This is a genomic window from Halobacillus faecis (assembly GCF_007991335.1).
GTDB classification, from domain to species: Bacteria; Bacillota; Bacilli; order Bacillales; family Halobacillaceae; genus Halobacillus; species Halobacillus faecis.
This window is the reverse complement of the sequence record NZ_BJYD01000009.1, coordinates 1-15,082: the sequence shown is the minus strand read 5'-3', so window position 1 is coordinate 15,082 and position 15,082 is coordinate 1. Positions and strand designations below refer to the sequence as shown.

General features: G+C 43.1%; 14 protein-coding genes. 11 read left to right on the top strand and 3 right to left on the bottom strand.

What is annotated here, in order from left to right; genetic code table 11:
* The first annotated feature begins 57 nt into the window (after positions 1 to 57).
* Both HFA01_RS06025 and HFA01_RS06020 read left to right on the top strand, forming a co-directional pair.
* Entirely contained in the window at positions 58 to 483 is a 426-nt protein-coding gene (locus HFA01_RS06025) for a disulfide oxidoreductase (protein WP_146814254.1), read from the top strand.
* Entirely contained in the window at positions 480 to 977 is a 498-nt protein-coding gene (locus tag HFA01_RS06020; RefSeq protein WP_146814252.1) for a thioredoxin family protein, read from the top strand. The genes HFA01_RS06025 and HFA01_RS06020 overlap by 4 nt, the downstream gene beginning before the upstream one ends.
* Before the next feature lie 35 nt (positions 978 to 1,012).
* Here HFA01_RS06020 and HFA01_RS06015 read toward each other — a convergent pair whose 3' ends face one another.
* Positions 1,013 to 1,519, bottom strand: coding sequence for an antibiotic biosynthesis monooxygenase family protein (locus tag HFA01_RS06015; protein ID WP_146814250.1), 507 nt, complete (start codon positions 1,517 to 1,519; stop codon positions 1,013 to 1,015).
* Between the two features lie 62 nt (positions 1,520 to 1,581).
* Here HFA01_RS06015 and HFA01_RS06010 point away from each other — a divergent pair, with 62 nt between their 5' ends.
* From HFA01_RS06010 to hemY, 4 genes are all read left to right on the top strand, one after another.
* The gene (locus HFA01_RS06010) at positions 1,582 to 3,765 is read left to right on the top strand and encodes a transglycosylase domain-containing protein (protein WP_146814247.1); all 2,184 of its coding nucleotides are present in this window, start codon (positions 1,582 to 1,584) and stop codon (positions 3,763 to 3,765) included.
* A 107-nt stretch (positions 3,766 to 3,872) separates the two neighbouring features.
* Positions 3,873 to 4,910 carry a uroporphyrinogen decarboxylase gene (hemE, locus tag HFA01_RS06005; RefSeq protein ID WP_146814245.1) on the top strand — a complete coding sequence of 346 codons (1,038 nt, stop codon included), beginning with the start codon at positions 3,873 to 3,875 and terminating at the stop codon, positions 4,908 to 4,910.
* A 34-nt stretch (positions 4,911 to 4,944) separates the two neighbouring features.
* Complete coding sequence (hemH, locus tag HFA01_RS06000) at positions 4,945 to 5,874, top strand: ferrochelatase (protein WP_146814243.1); 930 nt, start codon at positions 4,945 to 4,947, stop codon at positions 5,872 to 5,874.
* 7 nt (positions 5,875 to 5,881) lie between these two features.
* Positions 5,882 to 7,288 (top strand): protoporphyrinogen oxidase, encoded by a 1,407-nt coding sequence (gene hemY, locus HFA01_RS05995; RefSeq protein WP_146814241.1) that lies wholly within the window; start codon positions 5,882 to 5,884, stop codon positions 7,286 to 7,288.
* A 51-nt stretch (positions 7,289 to 7,339) separates the two neighbouring features.
* Here hemY and HFA01_RS05990 read toward each other — a convergent pair whose 3' ends face one another.
* On the bottom strand, positions 7,340 to 8,284 hold the full coding sequence (locus HFA01_RS05990; RefSeq protein WP_167506179.1) for a nucleoside hydrolase: 945 nt from the start codon (positions 8,282 to 8,284) through the stop codon (positions 7,340 to 7,342).
* 188 nt (positions 8,285 to 8,472) lie between these two features.
* Between HFA01_RS05990 and HFA01_RS05985 the strand changes: the two genes are divergently transcribed.
* On the top strand, positions 8,473 to 9,489 hold the full coding sequence (locus tag HFA01_RS05985) for a LacI family DNA-binding transcriptional regulator (RefSeq protein WP_146814237.1): 1,017 nt from the start codon (positions 8,473 to 8,475) through the stop codon (positions 9,487 to 9,489).
* Positions 9,490 to 9,789: 300 nt separating this feature from the next.
* On the opposite strand, the gene yhfH is transcribed toward HFA01_RS05985, so the two are convergent.
* Positions 9,790 to 9,918 carry a protein YhfH gene (yhfH, locus tag HFA01_RS05980; protein ID WP_074735206.1) on the bottom strand — a complete coding sequence of 43 codons (129 nt, stop codon included), beginning with the start codon at positions 9,916 to 9,918 and terminating at the stop codon, positions 9,790 to 9,792.
* A 120-nt stretch (positions 9,919 to 10,038) separates the two neighbouring features.
* Between yhfH and HFA01_RS05975 the strand changes: the two genes are divergently transcribed.
* From HFA01_RS05975 to HFA01_RS05960, 4 genes are all read left to right on the top strand, one after another.
* Positions 10,039 to 10,770, top strand: a complete 732-nt coding sequence (locus HFA01_RS05975) for an MBL fold metallo-hydrolase (protein WP_146814235.1) — start codon at positions 10,039 to 10,041, stop codon at positions 10,768 to 10,770.
* A 66-nt stretch (positions 10,771 to 10,836) separates the two neighbouring features.
* Positions 10,837 to 11,838: a lipoate--protein ligase gene (lplA, locus tag HFA01_RS05970; RefSeq protein ID WP_146814233.1), complete on the top strand. Its 1,002-nt coding sequence runs from the start codon at positions 10,837 to 10,839 to the stop codon at positions 11,836 to 11,838.
* A gap of 158 nt (positions 11,839 to 11,996) precedes the next feature.
* On the top strand, positions 11,997 to 13,538 hold the full coding sequence (locus HFA01_RS05965; protein WP_146814231.1) for a fatty acid--CoA ligase family protein: 1,542 nt from the start codon (positions 11,997 to 11,999) through the stop codon (positions 13,536 to 13,538).
* A gap of 265 nt (positions 13,539 to 13,803) precedes the next feature.
* Positions 13,804 to 14,739 carry a hypothetical protein gene (locus HFA01_RS05960; protein ID WP_146814229.1) on the top strand — a complete coding sequence of 312 codons (936 nt, stop codon included), beginning with the start codon at positions 13,804 to 13,806 and terminating at the stop codon, positions 14,737 to 14,739.
* Positions 14,740 to 15,082: the final 343 nt, after the last annotated feature.

Genomic DNA, 15,082 nt, shown 5'->3' with positions numbered 1-15,082 from the left:
TTTCGAGAGAATACCTAGTATAATGGCATGAGAGAGAGGTAGAAAGGATACAAAATAATGAAAAAAAGCATGGAAACAGCGCTGTTTCTCCTATGGGCAACATCACTTGTGGCTACTGTCGGGAGCTTGTTCTTCTCAGAGGTTCTCGGTTATGCACCTTGTGAGTTGTGCTGGTACCAGAGAATACTAATGTACCCGCTGGTGCTCATTTATGGGACAGCTTTATGGAAAAAGAAGTGGGATGTAGCTTTCCCTGGAATTATTATGAGCGGAATTGGCATCTTCGTTTCCATTTATCATTACATGCTGCAGAAGATCCCGTCGCTTTCAGCAGCAGACACATGCGGTCTAGTTCCTTGTAATGGTCAATACATCAATGTTTTTGGATTCGTGACGATTCCGTTTTTAGCAGGCACCGCCTTCATCATCATTTTTATCATTCATTTGTTTGTCGTTGTAAAGAAAGGAAGGAATGACGTATGAAAAAAGGTATGATTATCTTTGCAAGTGCTCTCGTGGTGCTTGTTGTAGTTCTTGTATTTGTCGTGAACTATCAAAACTCTGAAAAAACAGCAGATAACCCTTATGGGAAAGAAAACTTGGATCAGGCAACCATTGATCAGCTGGATGATCCGTACTATCAAAACCAAATCCAACCCGATGAACTCGAAGAAGAAATCCAGTCCGGGGAACCGACCACGGTTTATTTCTATAGCCCTACCTGTGTGTATTGTCAACGTACCACACCAAGAATGATGCCGATTGTGAATGAGTATGATCTCGATGTGAAAAAAATGAATGTATTGGAATTTGAAGATCAGTGGGACAAATATGGAATTGAAGGAACACCTACCCTCATTCATTTCGAAAACGGAGAAGAGCAGGCGAGAATTTCAGGTGAACAATCGGTTCGTGGATTGGATGATTTCTTCCAACAGGAAGTCATGGACAGTGAACCTGAACAAAAAGAGGAATAAAAAAAGTGAGCGGTTATCCGCTCACTTTTCCTATTCTACTCTTCAAGTTCAATCATTTGATATTTTGTAATGTAAGCATCGCCATCGATAAACGATGGTTTTTTCTGGTGCTGAGGGCCCGACTTTTTGTGAGCCTCATCAAAAGACTTGGAGTTCTTCCAGTCTTCAAAATCTTGTTCACTGCGCCATTGAGTAAGAACAACGTAAGTATTGCCTTTTAAAGGGCGGAGGATTCTTATGGCTTGAAAGCCTTCACGATTTTCTACATTCCCCGCTCTTTTTTTGAAACGGTCTTCAAAAACGGGACGTCCTTCGTCACTGACAGGGATGTTGTTCATGACAACATAACCCGTCGCCTGCATCGTACCGACATGATCGACGGTTTCATAGTTGCGTCCTTCTTCAAAAATGGACGTATCTTCCCCTTCATAATAGGCGACCGTTTTGTCTTGATCCTGCATGAAAAACAGAGGTGCTTCAGGGTGTTGTTGACTCAGTTTGGATAAGTAATTCAATGTACCATTGGTCATCGATACTTTCATAGCCGATGTCTCCTTTCCTGCGGTATCTTCAGTTTAGCAAGCAGTGTTCCATGGTGGCAAGTATGAAGGAAAGAAACAGAAAGGATGCACGTAACTTGAACATCAAAGATTTAAAGAGACGCTTACCTACCTGGTCAGGAAGATCGAAGTGGCCGGCCCTTATCGTCCTCACACTTTTGTTGCTCGCAGGAATAGGTTACCTCGTTATTTTATTCGGAGGCCGGTTTGTCGTAAATGAAGAAGATTTGATTCTTGATGAAATGACAACTGTGGAGACAGTCGAAGGTGAAGTCATTGAACGGATTTACACGAAAAATAGAAGAAACATACCCATTCAAGAGGTTCCGGAACACGTGAATGATGCTTTCATTAGTATAGAGGACAGCCGTTTCAGAGAGCATTCCGGTGTGGATTTCAAAGGGATCATGAGAGCGGTATATAAAGATATTATTGCCATGAAAAAGGTGGAAGGCGCAAGTACGATTACTCAGCAGCTCGCCAAAAACATCTTCCTATCGAATGAAAAGACATGGATGAGGAAAACGAAAGAAGTCATGGCTGCGCTTTACTTGGAACGAAATTATTCAAAAGATGAAATTCTGGAATTATATTTGAATCGAATTTACTTCGGGGAAGGCACGTACGGCATTGAAGCGGCTTCCCAGCATTATTTCCAAAAGTCTGCTTCTGAATTGACAGTTGCCCAGGGGGCTCTGCTTGCAGGCTTGCCGAAAGCTCCGAATACGTATTCTCCTTTTGATCACCCGGACAAAGCCAAGCAGAGAAGAAATGTGGTCTTATCAAGGATGTACGATACTGGAAAAATTGATGCAGCAGTCATGAAGCAAATGCAAGGTTCGACGCTTGCTGTTGAGCGTGCAGAGGAAACGAGTGAAACCTGGTCCAACAGTTATGTGGACCTCGTCATCCATGAAGCGGCGGATAAGTATCATATTTCTCGTGACGAATTGAAAAGGGGCGGCTATCGAATTGTGGTGGAAATAGACCCTGTCATCCAAAAAATTGCTGCCGATGAAATGAAAAACGGAGAATTCGTCCCAGGTACAGCGGAATCCATCGAAGGAGCCTTTACTTTGATGGACCACTCGACAGGTGCACTTGTGGCAGTCGTAGGTGGACGAGATTATAAACATGGAGATTTCAACCGTGTCCTGGCAAAGCAGGCTCCTGCCTCCATCATTAAACCATTTGCCGTCTATGGTCCAGCAATGATGACAGGAAACTATGACCCATACAGTCTTTTATCTGATGAAAAGCAGACTTTTGGGGGCAATGATTATTCTCCAAACAACTACGACGACAAATATGAAGGGGAAGTCTCGCTGTATCAAGCATTGATTGAGTCTAAGAATGTCTCAGCGGTATGGCTTCTTGATCAAATTGGTATCTCTTATGCCAAAGGATATCTGGAGAAAGCTGGGTTGAAGACAAAAGACAATGGTTTATCCATTGCTCTTGGTGGATTGTCTGACGGATATACTTCTCTTCAAATGACAGAAGCCTATGGTTCACTGGCTCAAAACGGTGAGAGAAAAGAAAGTTATACCATTACAAAAATTCTTAACCGCAATGACAAGGTCATCCATGAACATACACCTCAGAAAACAGAGGTATTCAATGCGCAGACGGCTTGGTATTTAACAGAAATCCTCCAGACCGCTGTCCAGGAAGGAACAGCGAAGGCTGGTGAGTATCCTAAAGCATTAGCAGGTAAAACAGGAACCCACCAGGACCAGCATGTGTGGTTTGCCGGCTACACGCCTGAATACGCGGGATCGCTTTGGATGGGCTACGATCAATCAGGAGAGATCGATGGAAGCAGTGCTTATCCCACCCTCCTCATGAAGGACATATTAACAAGGATCGATCAGGAAAAAAATCTGGTTGTAACATTTGAACAACCAGAAGGGGTAGAAAGCTTGCCTGAACCTGTGGACCTTCCCGTTTTAACTAACGTAACAGGAAGGTTGAATTTGTCTGGCCTCGCTACATTAAGAGGGACGATCCGGTGGTCTGCTTCTGACGATGAAAGGGTTGTCTACCGTATTTTCAAGAAAGAAAACGGAGAAGATGTTAAAGTCGGTGAAGTGACGGGAAAGAACGAGTTTAAGGTCAGTGCTTTTGGTATCTTTGATCAGACTAGCTATTACGTCGTACCCGTGGATCCATTGACAGGGAAGAAAGGGCAGCCTTCCAATACGGTTAGTCTGAGTTGGGACCTGTGAAAAAAAGCACAAAATCATGACAAATGTTTCATTCTTCTATACAGAAGAACAATAAATCGTTATAGTTGTAAGCGGATAAATGTTGAACGGGAAAAGGAGTTCTGAAGATGAACAAAATTGAAAATGACACGATATTAAAAGCTTTCCGAGGGGAAAAGACAGACCATACCCCTGTCTGGTTCATGCGTCAGGCTGGGCGTTCTCAGCCGGAATATCGCAAATTGAAAGAAAAGTACTCATTATTCGAAATCACCCACGACCCTGAACTTTGCGCTTATGTGACACGTCTACCCGTGGAGCAGTATGGGGTGGATGCAGCGATCCTTTACAAGGACATTATGTCTCCACTTCCGGCGATCGGCGTGGATGTGGAAATTAAAAAAGGAATCGGACCGGTTATTCACAATCCAATAAGATCGAAAGCGGATATTGAAAAACTTGGAACGATCGACCCTGAAGATGATGTACCTTATGTCATGGACACGATTCGACTATTGACGAAAGAACAACTCACCGTCCCATTGATTGGGTTCAGTGGTGCACCATTCACCCTTGCGAGCTATATGATTGAAGGTGGCCCATCAAAAAATTACAATAAAACCAAGTCACTTATGTATAGAGAGCCGATGACATGGTTCGCACTGATGGACAAACTGGCGGACATGGTCATTGCTTATGTAAAAGCACAAGTCGCAGCCGGGGCCAGTGCCATTCAGATTTTCGACTCTTGGGTTGGTTCTCTAAATGTCGAAGATTATCGTACATTTATTAAACCAGTGATGCAGCGGATTTTCTCTGAATTGAAAGAAGAGGGTGTGCCTCTGATCACTTTCGGTGTAGGAGCTAGACACCTCATTCATGAATGGGACGACCTTCCTGTTGATGTGCTTGGGCTGGATTGGCGCATGTCAATTACAGAAGCAAGAAATGAAGGGATTACAAAGCCACTTCAAGGAAACCTGGATCCTTCGCTGCTCTTAGCGGACTGGGATACTATTGAGGAAAGAGCTAAGAAAATCATTGATGAGGGAAGACAACACCCTGCTCACATTTTTAACCTCGGCCATGGTGTAACTCCGGATATCAAGCCGGAAACATTGAAACGGCTGACTCAACTTATTCATGATTATTCCAAGAAATCCTAATCGTGGTCTAAAAAAGATGAAGAGGTGAAGGAACATGGCAAAAAAACAAATGGGATTATTAGTAATGGCCTATGGGACGCCTTACAAGGAAGAAGATCTAGAAAGGTATTACACACATATCCGACGCGGACGTAAGCCTTCCGATGAAATGCTTCAGGATTTGCGTGATCGTTATGACGCCATCGGCGGCATTTCTCCGCTCGCCCGGATTACAGATGATCAGGCGGAAGCATTAAAGGATGCATTGAATGAAAAGCAAGACGAGGTTGAATTTAAAGTATATCTTGGCCTGAAGCATATTGAACCGTTTGTAGAGGATGCGGTTGCGCAGATGGCTGAAGATGGGATAGAAGAAGCCGTTTCCATCGTTCTTGCTCCTCATTACTCTACGTACAGCGTGAAATCATACAATGGTCGAGCCAAAGAAGAAGCTGATAAGCACGGGATTTCTATTCGTTCTGTGGAAAGCTGGTATGACGCGCCTGGATTTATCGACTATTGGAAAGATGTCATTGAAGCGGAATACTCCAAGATGACGGAAGACGAAAAGGAGAAAGCCTGCCTGATTGTCTCGGCTCACAGTTTGCCGATGAAGATTTTGGAAGGGGGAGACCCTTATCCGGATCAGTTGAAGAAAACCGCAGAACTGATTTCAGAAGCTACGGGAATTACACAATATGAAATCGGATGGCAAAGTGAAGGCAACACACCAGATCCATGGATCGGCCCAGACGTACAGGATTTAACGGAAGACCTTTATCATGAAAAAGGATACCGCAGTTTTGTATACGCTCCTGTTGGATTTGTTTCCGATCACTTGGAAGTCCTCTATGATAATGACTACGAGTGTAAAGTTGTGTGTGATAAAGTCGGAGCAGACTACTACCGCCCGGAGATGCCGAACACTCATCCAAAGTTTATCCAGACACTTGCTGATGTCGTCTTGGATAAAGTGAAAGAGTAGATTTTTTATGGTAGAAAAAAAGCGTGTCGTCGTCGTAGGTGGAGGAATCTCAGGGTTGACCTCTGCTTACTACTTGCAAAAAGAAGCCCGCGAGCAAGGCTATCCTTTGGATGTTCAGTTATTGGAATCCAGCGACCACCTGGGTGGAAAGATTGATACGGTCCAAAAAGATGGGTTCACGATTGAACGAGGGCCGGATTCTTTTCTCGCCCGTAAAGAGAGTGCCGGACGCCTTGCGAGAGAAGTAGGACTCGGGGATGAACTTGTTCCCAATGGGACAGGTCAGTCCTACATTTTGGTGAACGGTAAACTTCATAAAATGCCAAGCGGTTCTTTTATGGGGATCCCGACAAGGGTCCGTCCATTTCTTTTCTCTGGGCTATTCAGTCCTGTCGGAAAAACGAGAGCTGCGTTAGACTTGGTCAAGTCGAAAAAAACAGTAGAGGGAGATCAATCCCTTGGGTTGTTTTTCCGGAGAAGACTTGGAAATGAAGTCGTTGAAAACCTAATAGAGCCGCTTCTATCCGGTATTTATGCAGGAGATATCGATCGCTTGAGCCTGCAATCCACATTTCCTAACTTCTACGAACTGGAACAGGAATACGGAAGTCTCATTAAAGGGTTGCGTCAGACGTACCCGATGAAGAAGCCGAAAAAAGGTGAAAAGAAACCGAGCATGTTTCGTACACTAAGGAACGGTCTCGGGTCTCTTGTGGAAGCGATTGAAGAAAGATTGGAACCTGGAACTGTCCAAACAGGCGTGAAGGTGGACCATATCGAGAAAAAAGCCAATGGCTATCATCTTTTATTAAGTGATGGAACCGTAAAAGAAGCTGAGGCGGTTATATTAGCCGCTCCCCATTATGCCGTACAGCGCATGCTGTCTCAGTATGACTTTCTAGAACCATTCAAAGAAACCAATGCTACTTCTGTGGCAAACGTCGCCATGGCTTTCGATGCGTCAGCCATTAAAAAGGATATCGACGGAACCGGTTTTGTCGTCTCAAGAAACAGTGACTTCCGGATCACCGCTTGTACTTGGACCCATAAAAAGTGGCCCCATTCGACACCTGAAGGGAGAGTTCTTTTGAGGTGCTACGTAGGGAAGCCCTCCGATCAGGAAGTGGTTCAAAAAACGGATGAAGAGATTGAAGAAATCGTATTGAAGGACTTGAACAAAACGATGAACATCACAGCCAAACCTGAATTCTCGATCGTCACACGTTGGTATGATGCGATGCCTCAATATACGGTCGGCCACAAACAGAGGGTGAATGAGATTACAGAACAAATGGAGAAAGACCTTCCAGGCGTTTACCTTGCAGGTGGTTCCTACCGCGGCATCGGTCTGCCTGATTGCATCGATCAGGGAGAAGCGGCTGTCCAGAATGTTATAGACTATCTCTATCAATAAAAAGGAAGCATTCTCGGGAATGCTTCCTTTTTCTATCCATTCCTTTTTGGACTAGTTGGATGTCATGATTCTGACAAAGTCTTTGATAAAGGCCTCTCGGTTGAAGTCGATAATGATATTGTGCATGGGATAATCTTCAATAAAGTCAGGTGCAGGGCGGAAGTCAGCATAGGTGAGTCCTTTTGATGGCCCGATCGCATTCACGCTTACTTGCCGTTCTACGACCTTATAGTCTTTAGGATTCATTAAATAGGAGAATAACGTAACATCATGAAGAGGTGCGCCATCAATTCCAGGGATGATGGATTCGTATTGGTTACTGTAGTAATCCATGATAGGATAAATGATTTTTGAAAAGGGCGTATCGTTTTCAACAGCCACTTTCTTTATCGTATCCAGGGGAATGACTGCACGGTTGCTGATATTTAAAGGGACAAAGGTGACATTTTCTCCATGAGCAGCTACGATTTTAGCGGCTTGCGGGTCTCCGTAGATATTTGCTTCTGCTATTGGAGTACGATTACCAGGTACGAAGAAGGCACCGCCCATGACATAAACATCCCCTGCTTTATCGATGTTACTTTCAGATTGAATATACGTAAGAGCGAGTGAAGTTAAACGAGAGAGATTTATGATCGTTAAATCTTTCCCATATGTATGGATTAGTTCGTAAACTCTTTGAAAACGCTCATGGTCAGGTGTCTGAACGCCTGGGATGATTTCTCCGAGGCCGTGGGCTCCATGTATATCAAAGAAAAACTCTGGATTTGTGCCTGTCAGTGGTTTATCTGCACCTTTAATCATTGGAATATCGCTTTTATTAGCCAATTGCAGCAGGTAAGCTGTGTTTCTTAAGGCAATTTCCTGACTGACGTTCCCATATTCTGCGACGATTCCAACGACTTCAATCTCTGGATGAAGAAGGGCATACATAATCGCAAATGCATCATCAACACCAGGATCTGCGATGATCAATACTTTTCTCAGGTGGACCATCTCCCTATTTTTTCCTGTTTTCCATTTTATTAAAGGTGTAAGCTGAATATGTATTTTTAAGGTCATCACACTTTCTTGAGATGTTAGCAAAATGTATTTCAACTTATGAAAGGGCTTGCAAGAAAACCGAATGATTAGTATGATTGAAATTGGAAACGTTTTCAAGAAAGCATCAAGGGGGAGTAAGTATGGCTACGATTGAAGATGTAGCGAAACTGGCTGGATTATCGAGGACAACGGTCTCCCGAGTCATCAATGATCAGCCTTACGTGACAGATGAAAAAAGACAACGAATCATTCAAGCCATGAACGACCTTGGCTATGTCCCCAATTCTTCCGCCCGTCGTCTTCGTAGTCAAAAGACGGAGACAATTGCCGTTCTCTTACCACGCCTGACGAACCCTTTTTTCGGTAATTTAATAGAGGCGATGGAGGAAAGGGCGTCTGAGTGGGGATATCAAGTAATCGTCTGTCAAACACATGATTCCAAGAAAAAAGAAATGGACTACTTACAATTATTGAAGACAAAGCAAGTGGACGGTGTAATTATGGCATCACTCGTTAATGAATGGGAAGATGTCAAACCTTTTCTAGAATGTGGCCCCATTGTCTTTTGCAATGAATATATGGACGAGTCCAGCATTCCCATGATTCATATGGATCACAAGCAAGCGGCATACGAAGCAACGACTCACCTGTTGGAACAGGGATGCACACACATTTCCTATGTAAGTGGTGGTCCGGAAAGCCACTTATCAAAAAAACGGAAAGAAGGTTTTATCGAAGCTTTGTCTGAATATGGACTTTCTTTTCAAAACGATTTAGCGATTGACTGGGCCATAGATGTTAGTGATGGTCAAAAAGTCTTTCATTTGATTAAAGATGAGCTTCCGCATGTAGATGGTGTGTTTACTGGAAGCGACGAGGTTGCTGCCGGCTTGATTTATGAAGCTACTTCCTCATCCGATTGGGTAATTCCTGACGATTTAGCTGTCGTAGGATTTGACAATCAGATGATTTCTTTATTGATGGTTCCTTCCGTTACAACAGTGGAACAACCTGTGAAGCAAATGGCTGATAAGACGGTGGAAGTTTTAATCCAACAACTGTTACATCCTGGTTCTCTTCCCCCGAACAGATATGTTTATCCTCATCAGCTGCTTGTAAGAAATTCCACAAAACGAAAAAAACTATCCATCCAGTAGCACCGCCTGCCGGATGGATAGTTTTTTTGTTGAGTTATTTCGCTATATGGCAGGTTTATGGAAGGCTCAGTTTCGAGGTGTTTTTTGAGTGGATGTGGGCTGCGGGGCTCGCTTTTCGGTCCGAGGAAGCTCGGCGCTCCCGCGCAACTCGGTCAACGAACCCCCAGGTATCTCGAAACTGAATCTTCCACTATAGGGAGCTATTGTGGAAGAGGGAAAAAGTGAGCAAAAAAAATAGCAGCTTTTGACAGCTGCTCCCAATCTGATGTTCTTTGTTATGTTTTTTGTGGAATACTAGACTTAGCGGGCCGGGTGGTCACATTCGTCGCAAATGTTGCCGTAGCAGTCAGCTTTTTCCTGGATCACATTCCCACAGTTGGAGCAGTGCTTTTTCGGAAGGTTACGGAAGAACTCAAGAACACTCATCATCTGTAAATCGCCTCCAATTAATTTTTAATGTAAAACCATTGTATTATAACAATATTCAGAAATCAACCATCTGTTATAAAACAATGTGTAATTAGGCAAAAAGTTTTAGGAGTGATGAAAATGAAAGTGACAATCATCGGTTATTGGGGGGCTTACCCTGCAGCGGGCAGCGCTACTTCTGGCTATTTATTTGAAAAAGATGGTTTCTCGATGCTAATCGACTGTGGGAGTGGTGTGTTATCACGACTGCAACAATTTAAGAAGGTCGATGATTTGGATGCGGTCGTCCTTTCTCATTATCACCATGACCACATTGCGGATATTGGGCCTCTTCAATATGCCTGTCTTGTTCAGAATACCCTTGCAGAGACAAATGAAACGCTCCCAATTTATGGCCATAAAGAGGAGAAAAAGAAGTTTGAAACACTAACACATCAATATACCAAGGGCATAGCTTATGATCCCGATCAAACGTTGGAAGTAGGGCCTTTCTCCATCCAATTCCAAAAAACGAATCACCCAGTACCTTGTTATGGTATGCGGATTTCTGATGGTGACGACACGGCGGTTTACACAGCAGATACTAGCTATTTTAAAGAGTGGGCGACATTTGCAAGAAATGCAGATCTTCTTATTACAGATACAAACTTTTATAAAGGCATGGATGGTAGGAAAGCTGGTCATATGACGAGTACGGAAGCGGCCACGATTGCAGAAGAGGCTAATGTGAAAAACTTGTGGCTCAGTCATCTGCCGCATTTTGGACAGTTGACGAAGTTGCGTCAGGAAGCGGAGGATATCTTCGGTGGAACCATTCAACTGGCGGATGAAGGGCTTACATGGAGTAAATGAATTGTTTCCACGCCCTTAAACGATTACAATGGTACATGGACATTACGGACTGAAAGGATGAAACGCATGCTTTTTATCGATCATGAGGGGATCAATGATCCTCGCATTAACTTGGCCATAGAAGAATACGCATTAAAAAATCTTGATATCAACGACACTTACTTACTGTTCTATATCAACGAACCTTCCATCATCATTGGTAAAAACCAAAATACGGTGGAAGAAATCAATACAAGCTATGTAGAAGAGAACGGCATCCATGTCGTTCGTCGTCTATCTGGCGGAGGTGCGGTATATCATGATCTTGGAAACTTGAACTTCAGTTTCATTACGAAGGACGATGGGGACAGTTTTCATGATTTCGCTAAATTCACAAAACCTGTAACAGAAGCACTTAAGAAATTGGGTGTAAACGCAGAGCTGTCGGGACGTAATGATATTGTGGCAGAAGATGGACGGAAAATTTCAGGGAATGCTCAATTCTCTACCCGGGGCCGCATGTTCAGTCACGGTACATTAATGCTGGACTCAGAGATCGAAAACGTTGTTTCTGCGCTGAATGTGAAAACAGAGAAAATCAAGTCGAAAGGGATAAAATCCATTCGTAGTCGTGTGGCGAACATCTCTGAATTCCTAGATGAAAAGATATCTATGGAAGAGTTCAAGAACTTGATTCTCCGCTATATTTTCGATGTCGAAGATGTGAAGGATATTCCTCAATATAAGTTGACAAAAGAAGATTGGGATAACATTTACAATCTCGCTGAAGAACGCTACAAAAATTGGGATTGGAATTATGGCAAGTCTCCGAAGTTCAATATCCAGCATACGAAACGAATTGAAGGTGCGGGAAGCTATGACATCCGCCTGGATGTAGCCAAAGGACACATCCAGAACGCGAAGATCTTTGGGGATTTCTTTGGTGTTGGAGACATCAATGAAGTTGAAGAAATACTAATTGGTACGAAGTATGAACGCCAGGCGATATCTGAAGCTCTAGGAGATGTGGATATTTCTCATTATCTAGGTAAAATCAGCAAGGAAGACTTTCTTGATATGGTTTATTAACAAAAAGGAACGATCCTCATCTAAGGATCGTTCCTTTTTTAATCCCTTCGAAATGCCTTAGTGCGACAAATGTTGCTAAAAAGTTGTCAGTATTTTATAATAATAATGAAAATTATTAAAATGAATGACTATTCATTCATAATCAAGGGGGAGCATACATGAATCTAAGCGAACAACTGTCGCTTACGGCTCAGCGTCATCCCGCTAAAGATGCCTACATATTCCAAGGCCAGCGGGTGAGTTATCAAGAGTTTGATGCAACAGTCACTAAATTCGCTTCTAAGTTGTCTGAACTAGGTTATGGAAAAGGGGATCATTTGGCGCTTGTGAGCGGAAACAGTCCTTTGTTCATGATTGGACTTTACGGAGCACTCCGAGCAGGAGCAACCGTCATACCGATTAATCCTACGTACACCGTTGATGAAATGAGCTACATTTTAAAAAATGGAGACGTCAAGGCCGTCATGACGATGGATGTATTGATCGAGAAATTTGAAGTAATGGATCGTGACCTCAATATCGGCCACTATTTTGTAGCAGATACCGGAATAGGGGTAGATTTGGACACATCTTCTCTAAACGGAAAAATGAAATCGTTTACAAGCGTTGTGGCTGAAGGTTGTTTAGACTATGAAACCCCTTCGCTCGATGATCAAGATGTGGGAGTTATTCTGTACACCTCCGGAACGACAGGAAAGCCGAAAGGAGCTATGCTCACACATCAAAACCTATATTCGAACGCAACGGATGTAGCCGATTACCTGCAATTCAACTCTGAGGATCGTGTAATTGCTACGCTACCTATGTTTCATGTTTTCTGCTTAACGGTCTGCTTAAACGCTCCGGTCATGAATGGCGGAACCGTTCTCATTGTACCTAAATTCTCTCCACAAGAAGTATTTGCAACGGCAGAAGAACACCAGGCCACGGTGTTTGCAGGCGTCCCAACCATGTACAACTATTTATTACAGACAGGAAAAGAACAGGCACCGACGTTCCGCCATATGCGTCTATGTATTTCAGGAGGTTCCTCATTGCCGGTCGCATTGTTGGAATCATTTGAAAACCAGTTTAACGTGCGTGTTTCAGAAGGCTATGGACTCTCCGAAGCCTCGCCTGTTACAGCTTTCAACCCCTTGGATCGACCAAGAAAAGCAGGGTCCATCGGGCAGAATATTAAAAATGTCGAAAATAAAGTTGTGGATGAACTTGGCGAAGAGCTCCCTGCCGGTGAAGTAGGTGAATTGATCGTCAAAGGTCCAAACGTCATGAAGGGATACTATAAACTTCCTGAAGAGACGGCGGTCACGATTCGGGATGGATGGTTATACACTGGTGACATGGCTCGTCAGGATGAAGAGGGGTATTTTTACATCGTCGATCGTAAAAAAGATATGATTCTTGTGGGAGGATATAATGTCTATCCAAGAGAGGTAGAAGAAGTATTGTATCAACACGAAGATGTAACTGAAGTCGCAGTTGTAGGAGCACCTGATCCTGAACTTGGTGAAACGGTCATCAGCTTTGTCGTATCCAAAAATCCAACGTTGACAGAAGCACAACTAAACGAATATTGCCGCAACCATTTAGCGAAGTATAAGGTTCCTTCGCGCATCGAGTTTATGTCAGAGCTACCTAAGAACACGACAGGAAAGATTCTGCGCAAAAACTTGCGTGAACAACTTACAAATTCTAAATAATATAAAGATGCAATCAAAGCTCAAAGTCACCGAGACTTTGAGCTTTTTATGGTCCTCTTTTTTTTACTACAGCACCATATTTTGAAGGGTGAAATTTGAGCCTTTTGATGAGCGCGGCAATGCTTCGGGGGGACTTTATCTCCGCAATCCCTGTAATCACACAAACATCTCGAAATCAGATCTTTGGGAATCCTGCCAATGATTATTTGGGAGGGCTGGAACCTTTTCTATTTTGAGACGTAGTAAATAGAAAGGAGGAAGAATGATGGAAGAACTGCATGAATCATTAATGGAAGCCAGAAAAAGGTATCTTGAGAAAGAACGTTTACATAGAGAAAAGGAACAATTAAAACAAAAACTTAAGGAATTGCGCGGGAAAGAACAGTGCTACTCAGAAAAGTTCAAAGAAGAACAAGAAGATGTCGAAAAGTTGGAACGTATGAGCCTTACGAATTTATTCGTAACGATTACGGGGAATAAGCTGGAAAAAATGGAACAAGAAAAGCGGGAAGCGATTGAAGCACGATTGAAATGGAAAGAAGCTCATCAATCCGCCCTTGAGGTAGAGAAAGAAACAGTAGAGCTTTCTGAAAGAATTGTTGCTTGTGGAAATCCAAAAGAGGAATATGAGCGGCTGTATAAACGAAAAAAGCAATTCCTTATTTCCAAGGGTGAGGAAAGAGGGGAGCGTTTGCTTGAACTTAGTGAAAAGCGGTCCATGTTACAGGCGGAGTTGATTGAAATCAAGGAAGCCATTGATGCAGGACTAAGAGCAATCCAGGAATTAGAAGAAGCTTCGGTTTCGTTGACATCTGCAGAAAACTGGGGGGCCCTGGATATGCTTGGTGGTGGCCTGCTGACTACAGCTGTTAAGCATTCACGAGTGGATGATGCAGATACAGCTATCCATACCGCGCAAAGACACTTGCGGAAGTTCGCAAATGAGATTGAGGATCTCGGCAATCATTACGATATTAATATTCACATATCCAGCGGTTTGACGATTGCTGACTATTTTTTTGATGGCTTACTCGTAGATTGGTTTGTCCAAAATAAAATTCAATCTTCTCATGAAGAAGTGAAGGAAATTAGAAAAAAGACTCATGCTATGCTTCTTGATCTTGAAACACTCCAGCGTCAATTTAAAAAACAAGAAGGAACTCTAACAAAGGAGATGGACCAAATGATCCGTCATAAGTAATTGAAATTTCTGTTGTCCTATGTCATTTACTTGAAAATTCGCACCAGTTTGCGGACCTCCGCAACTTTTTTTCGGTGAACCTGGACCTAGGATATATTACAATAGAAACAGATAAGCGGTGATGCTTATTTATCTCATAACTATTTATGATTTGGTTGTCATAAATAGGTCAGTAACGTTGTTTACTGATGAGTGTCACGGAAAAGTCTTTCCTCTCAAAAGAACTTTTCCAACAATTTATTCCCTCACTCAAAAGTTAACCAGTCGTCTCTTTTGGCCCATGCTCACGCGAGCATGGGCACTTTTTTTTGTATCCAGCCTCTTAAAGATAAGCTCCCTATTC

Coding starts and splice junctions, on each gene's coding strand:
- HFA01_RS05960 (WP_146814229.1), top strand. CDS start 13,804: ATGGAAGAACTGCATGAATCATTAATGGAAGCCAGAAAAAGGTATCTT.
- hemH (WP_146814243.1), top strand. CDS start 4,945: ATGGCAAAAAAACAAATGGGATTATTAGTAATGGCCTATGGGACGCCT.
- HFA01_RS06020 (WP_146814252.1), top strand. CDS start 480: ATGAAAAAAGGTATGATTATCTTTGCAAGTGCTCTCGTGGTGCTTGTT.
- HFA01_RS05965 (WP_146814231.1), top strand. CDS start 11,997: ATGAATCTAAGCGAACAACTGTCGCTTACGGCTCAGCGTCATCCCGCT.
- HFA01_RS06010 (WP_146814247.1), top strand. CDS start 1,582: ATGAAGGAAAGAAACAGAAAGGATGCACGTAACTTGAACATCAAAGAT.
- HFA01_RS06025 (WP_146814254.1), top strand. CDS start 58: ATGAAAAAAAGCATGGAAACAGCGCTGTTTCTCCTATGGGCAACATCA.
- HFA01_RS05990 (WP_167506179.1), bottom strand. CDS start 8,284: ATGGTCCACCTGAGAAAAGTATTGATCATCGCAGATCCTGGTGTTGAT.
- HFA01_RS06015 (WP_146814250.1), bottom strand. CDS start 1,519: ATGAAAGTATCGATGACCAATGGTACATTGAATTACTTATCCAAACTG.
- yhfH (WP_074735206.1), bottom strand. CDS start 9,918: ATGATGAGTGTTCTTGAGTTCTTCCGTAACCTTCCGAAAAAGCACTGC.
- lplA (WP_146814233.1), top strand. CDS start 10,837: ATGCTTTTTATCGATCATGAGGGGATCAATGATCCTCGCATTAACTTG.
- hemY (WP_146814241.1), top strand. CDS start 5,882: ATGGTAGAAAAAAAGCGTGTCGTCGTCGTAGGTGGAGGAATCTCAGGG.
- HFA01_RS05985 (WP_146814237.1), top strand. CDS start 8,473: ATGGCTACGATTGAAGATGTAGCGAAACTGGCTGGATTATCGAGGACA.
- HFA01_RS05975 (WP_146814235.1), top strand. CDS start 10,039: ATGAAAGTGACAATCATCGGTTATTGGGGGGCTTACCCTGCAGCGGGC.
- hemE (WP_146814245.1), top strand. CDS start 3,873: ATGAACAAAATTGAAAATGACACGATATTAAAAGCTTTCCGAGGGGAA.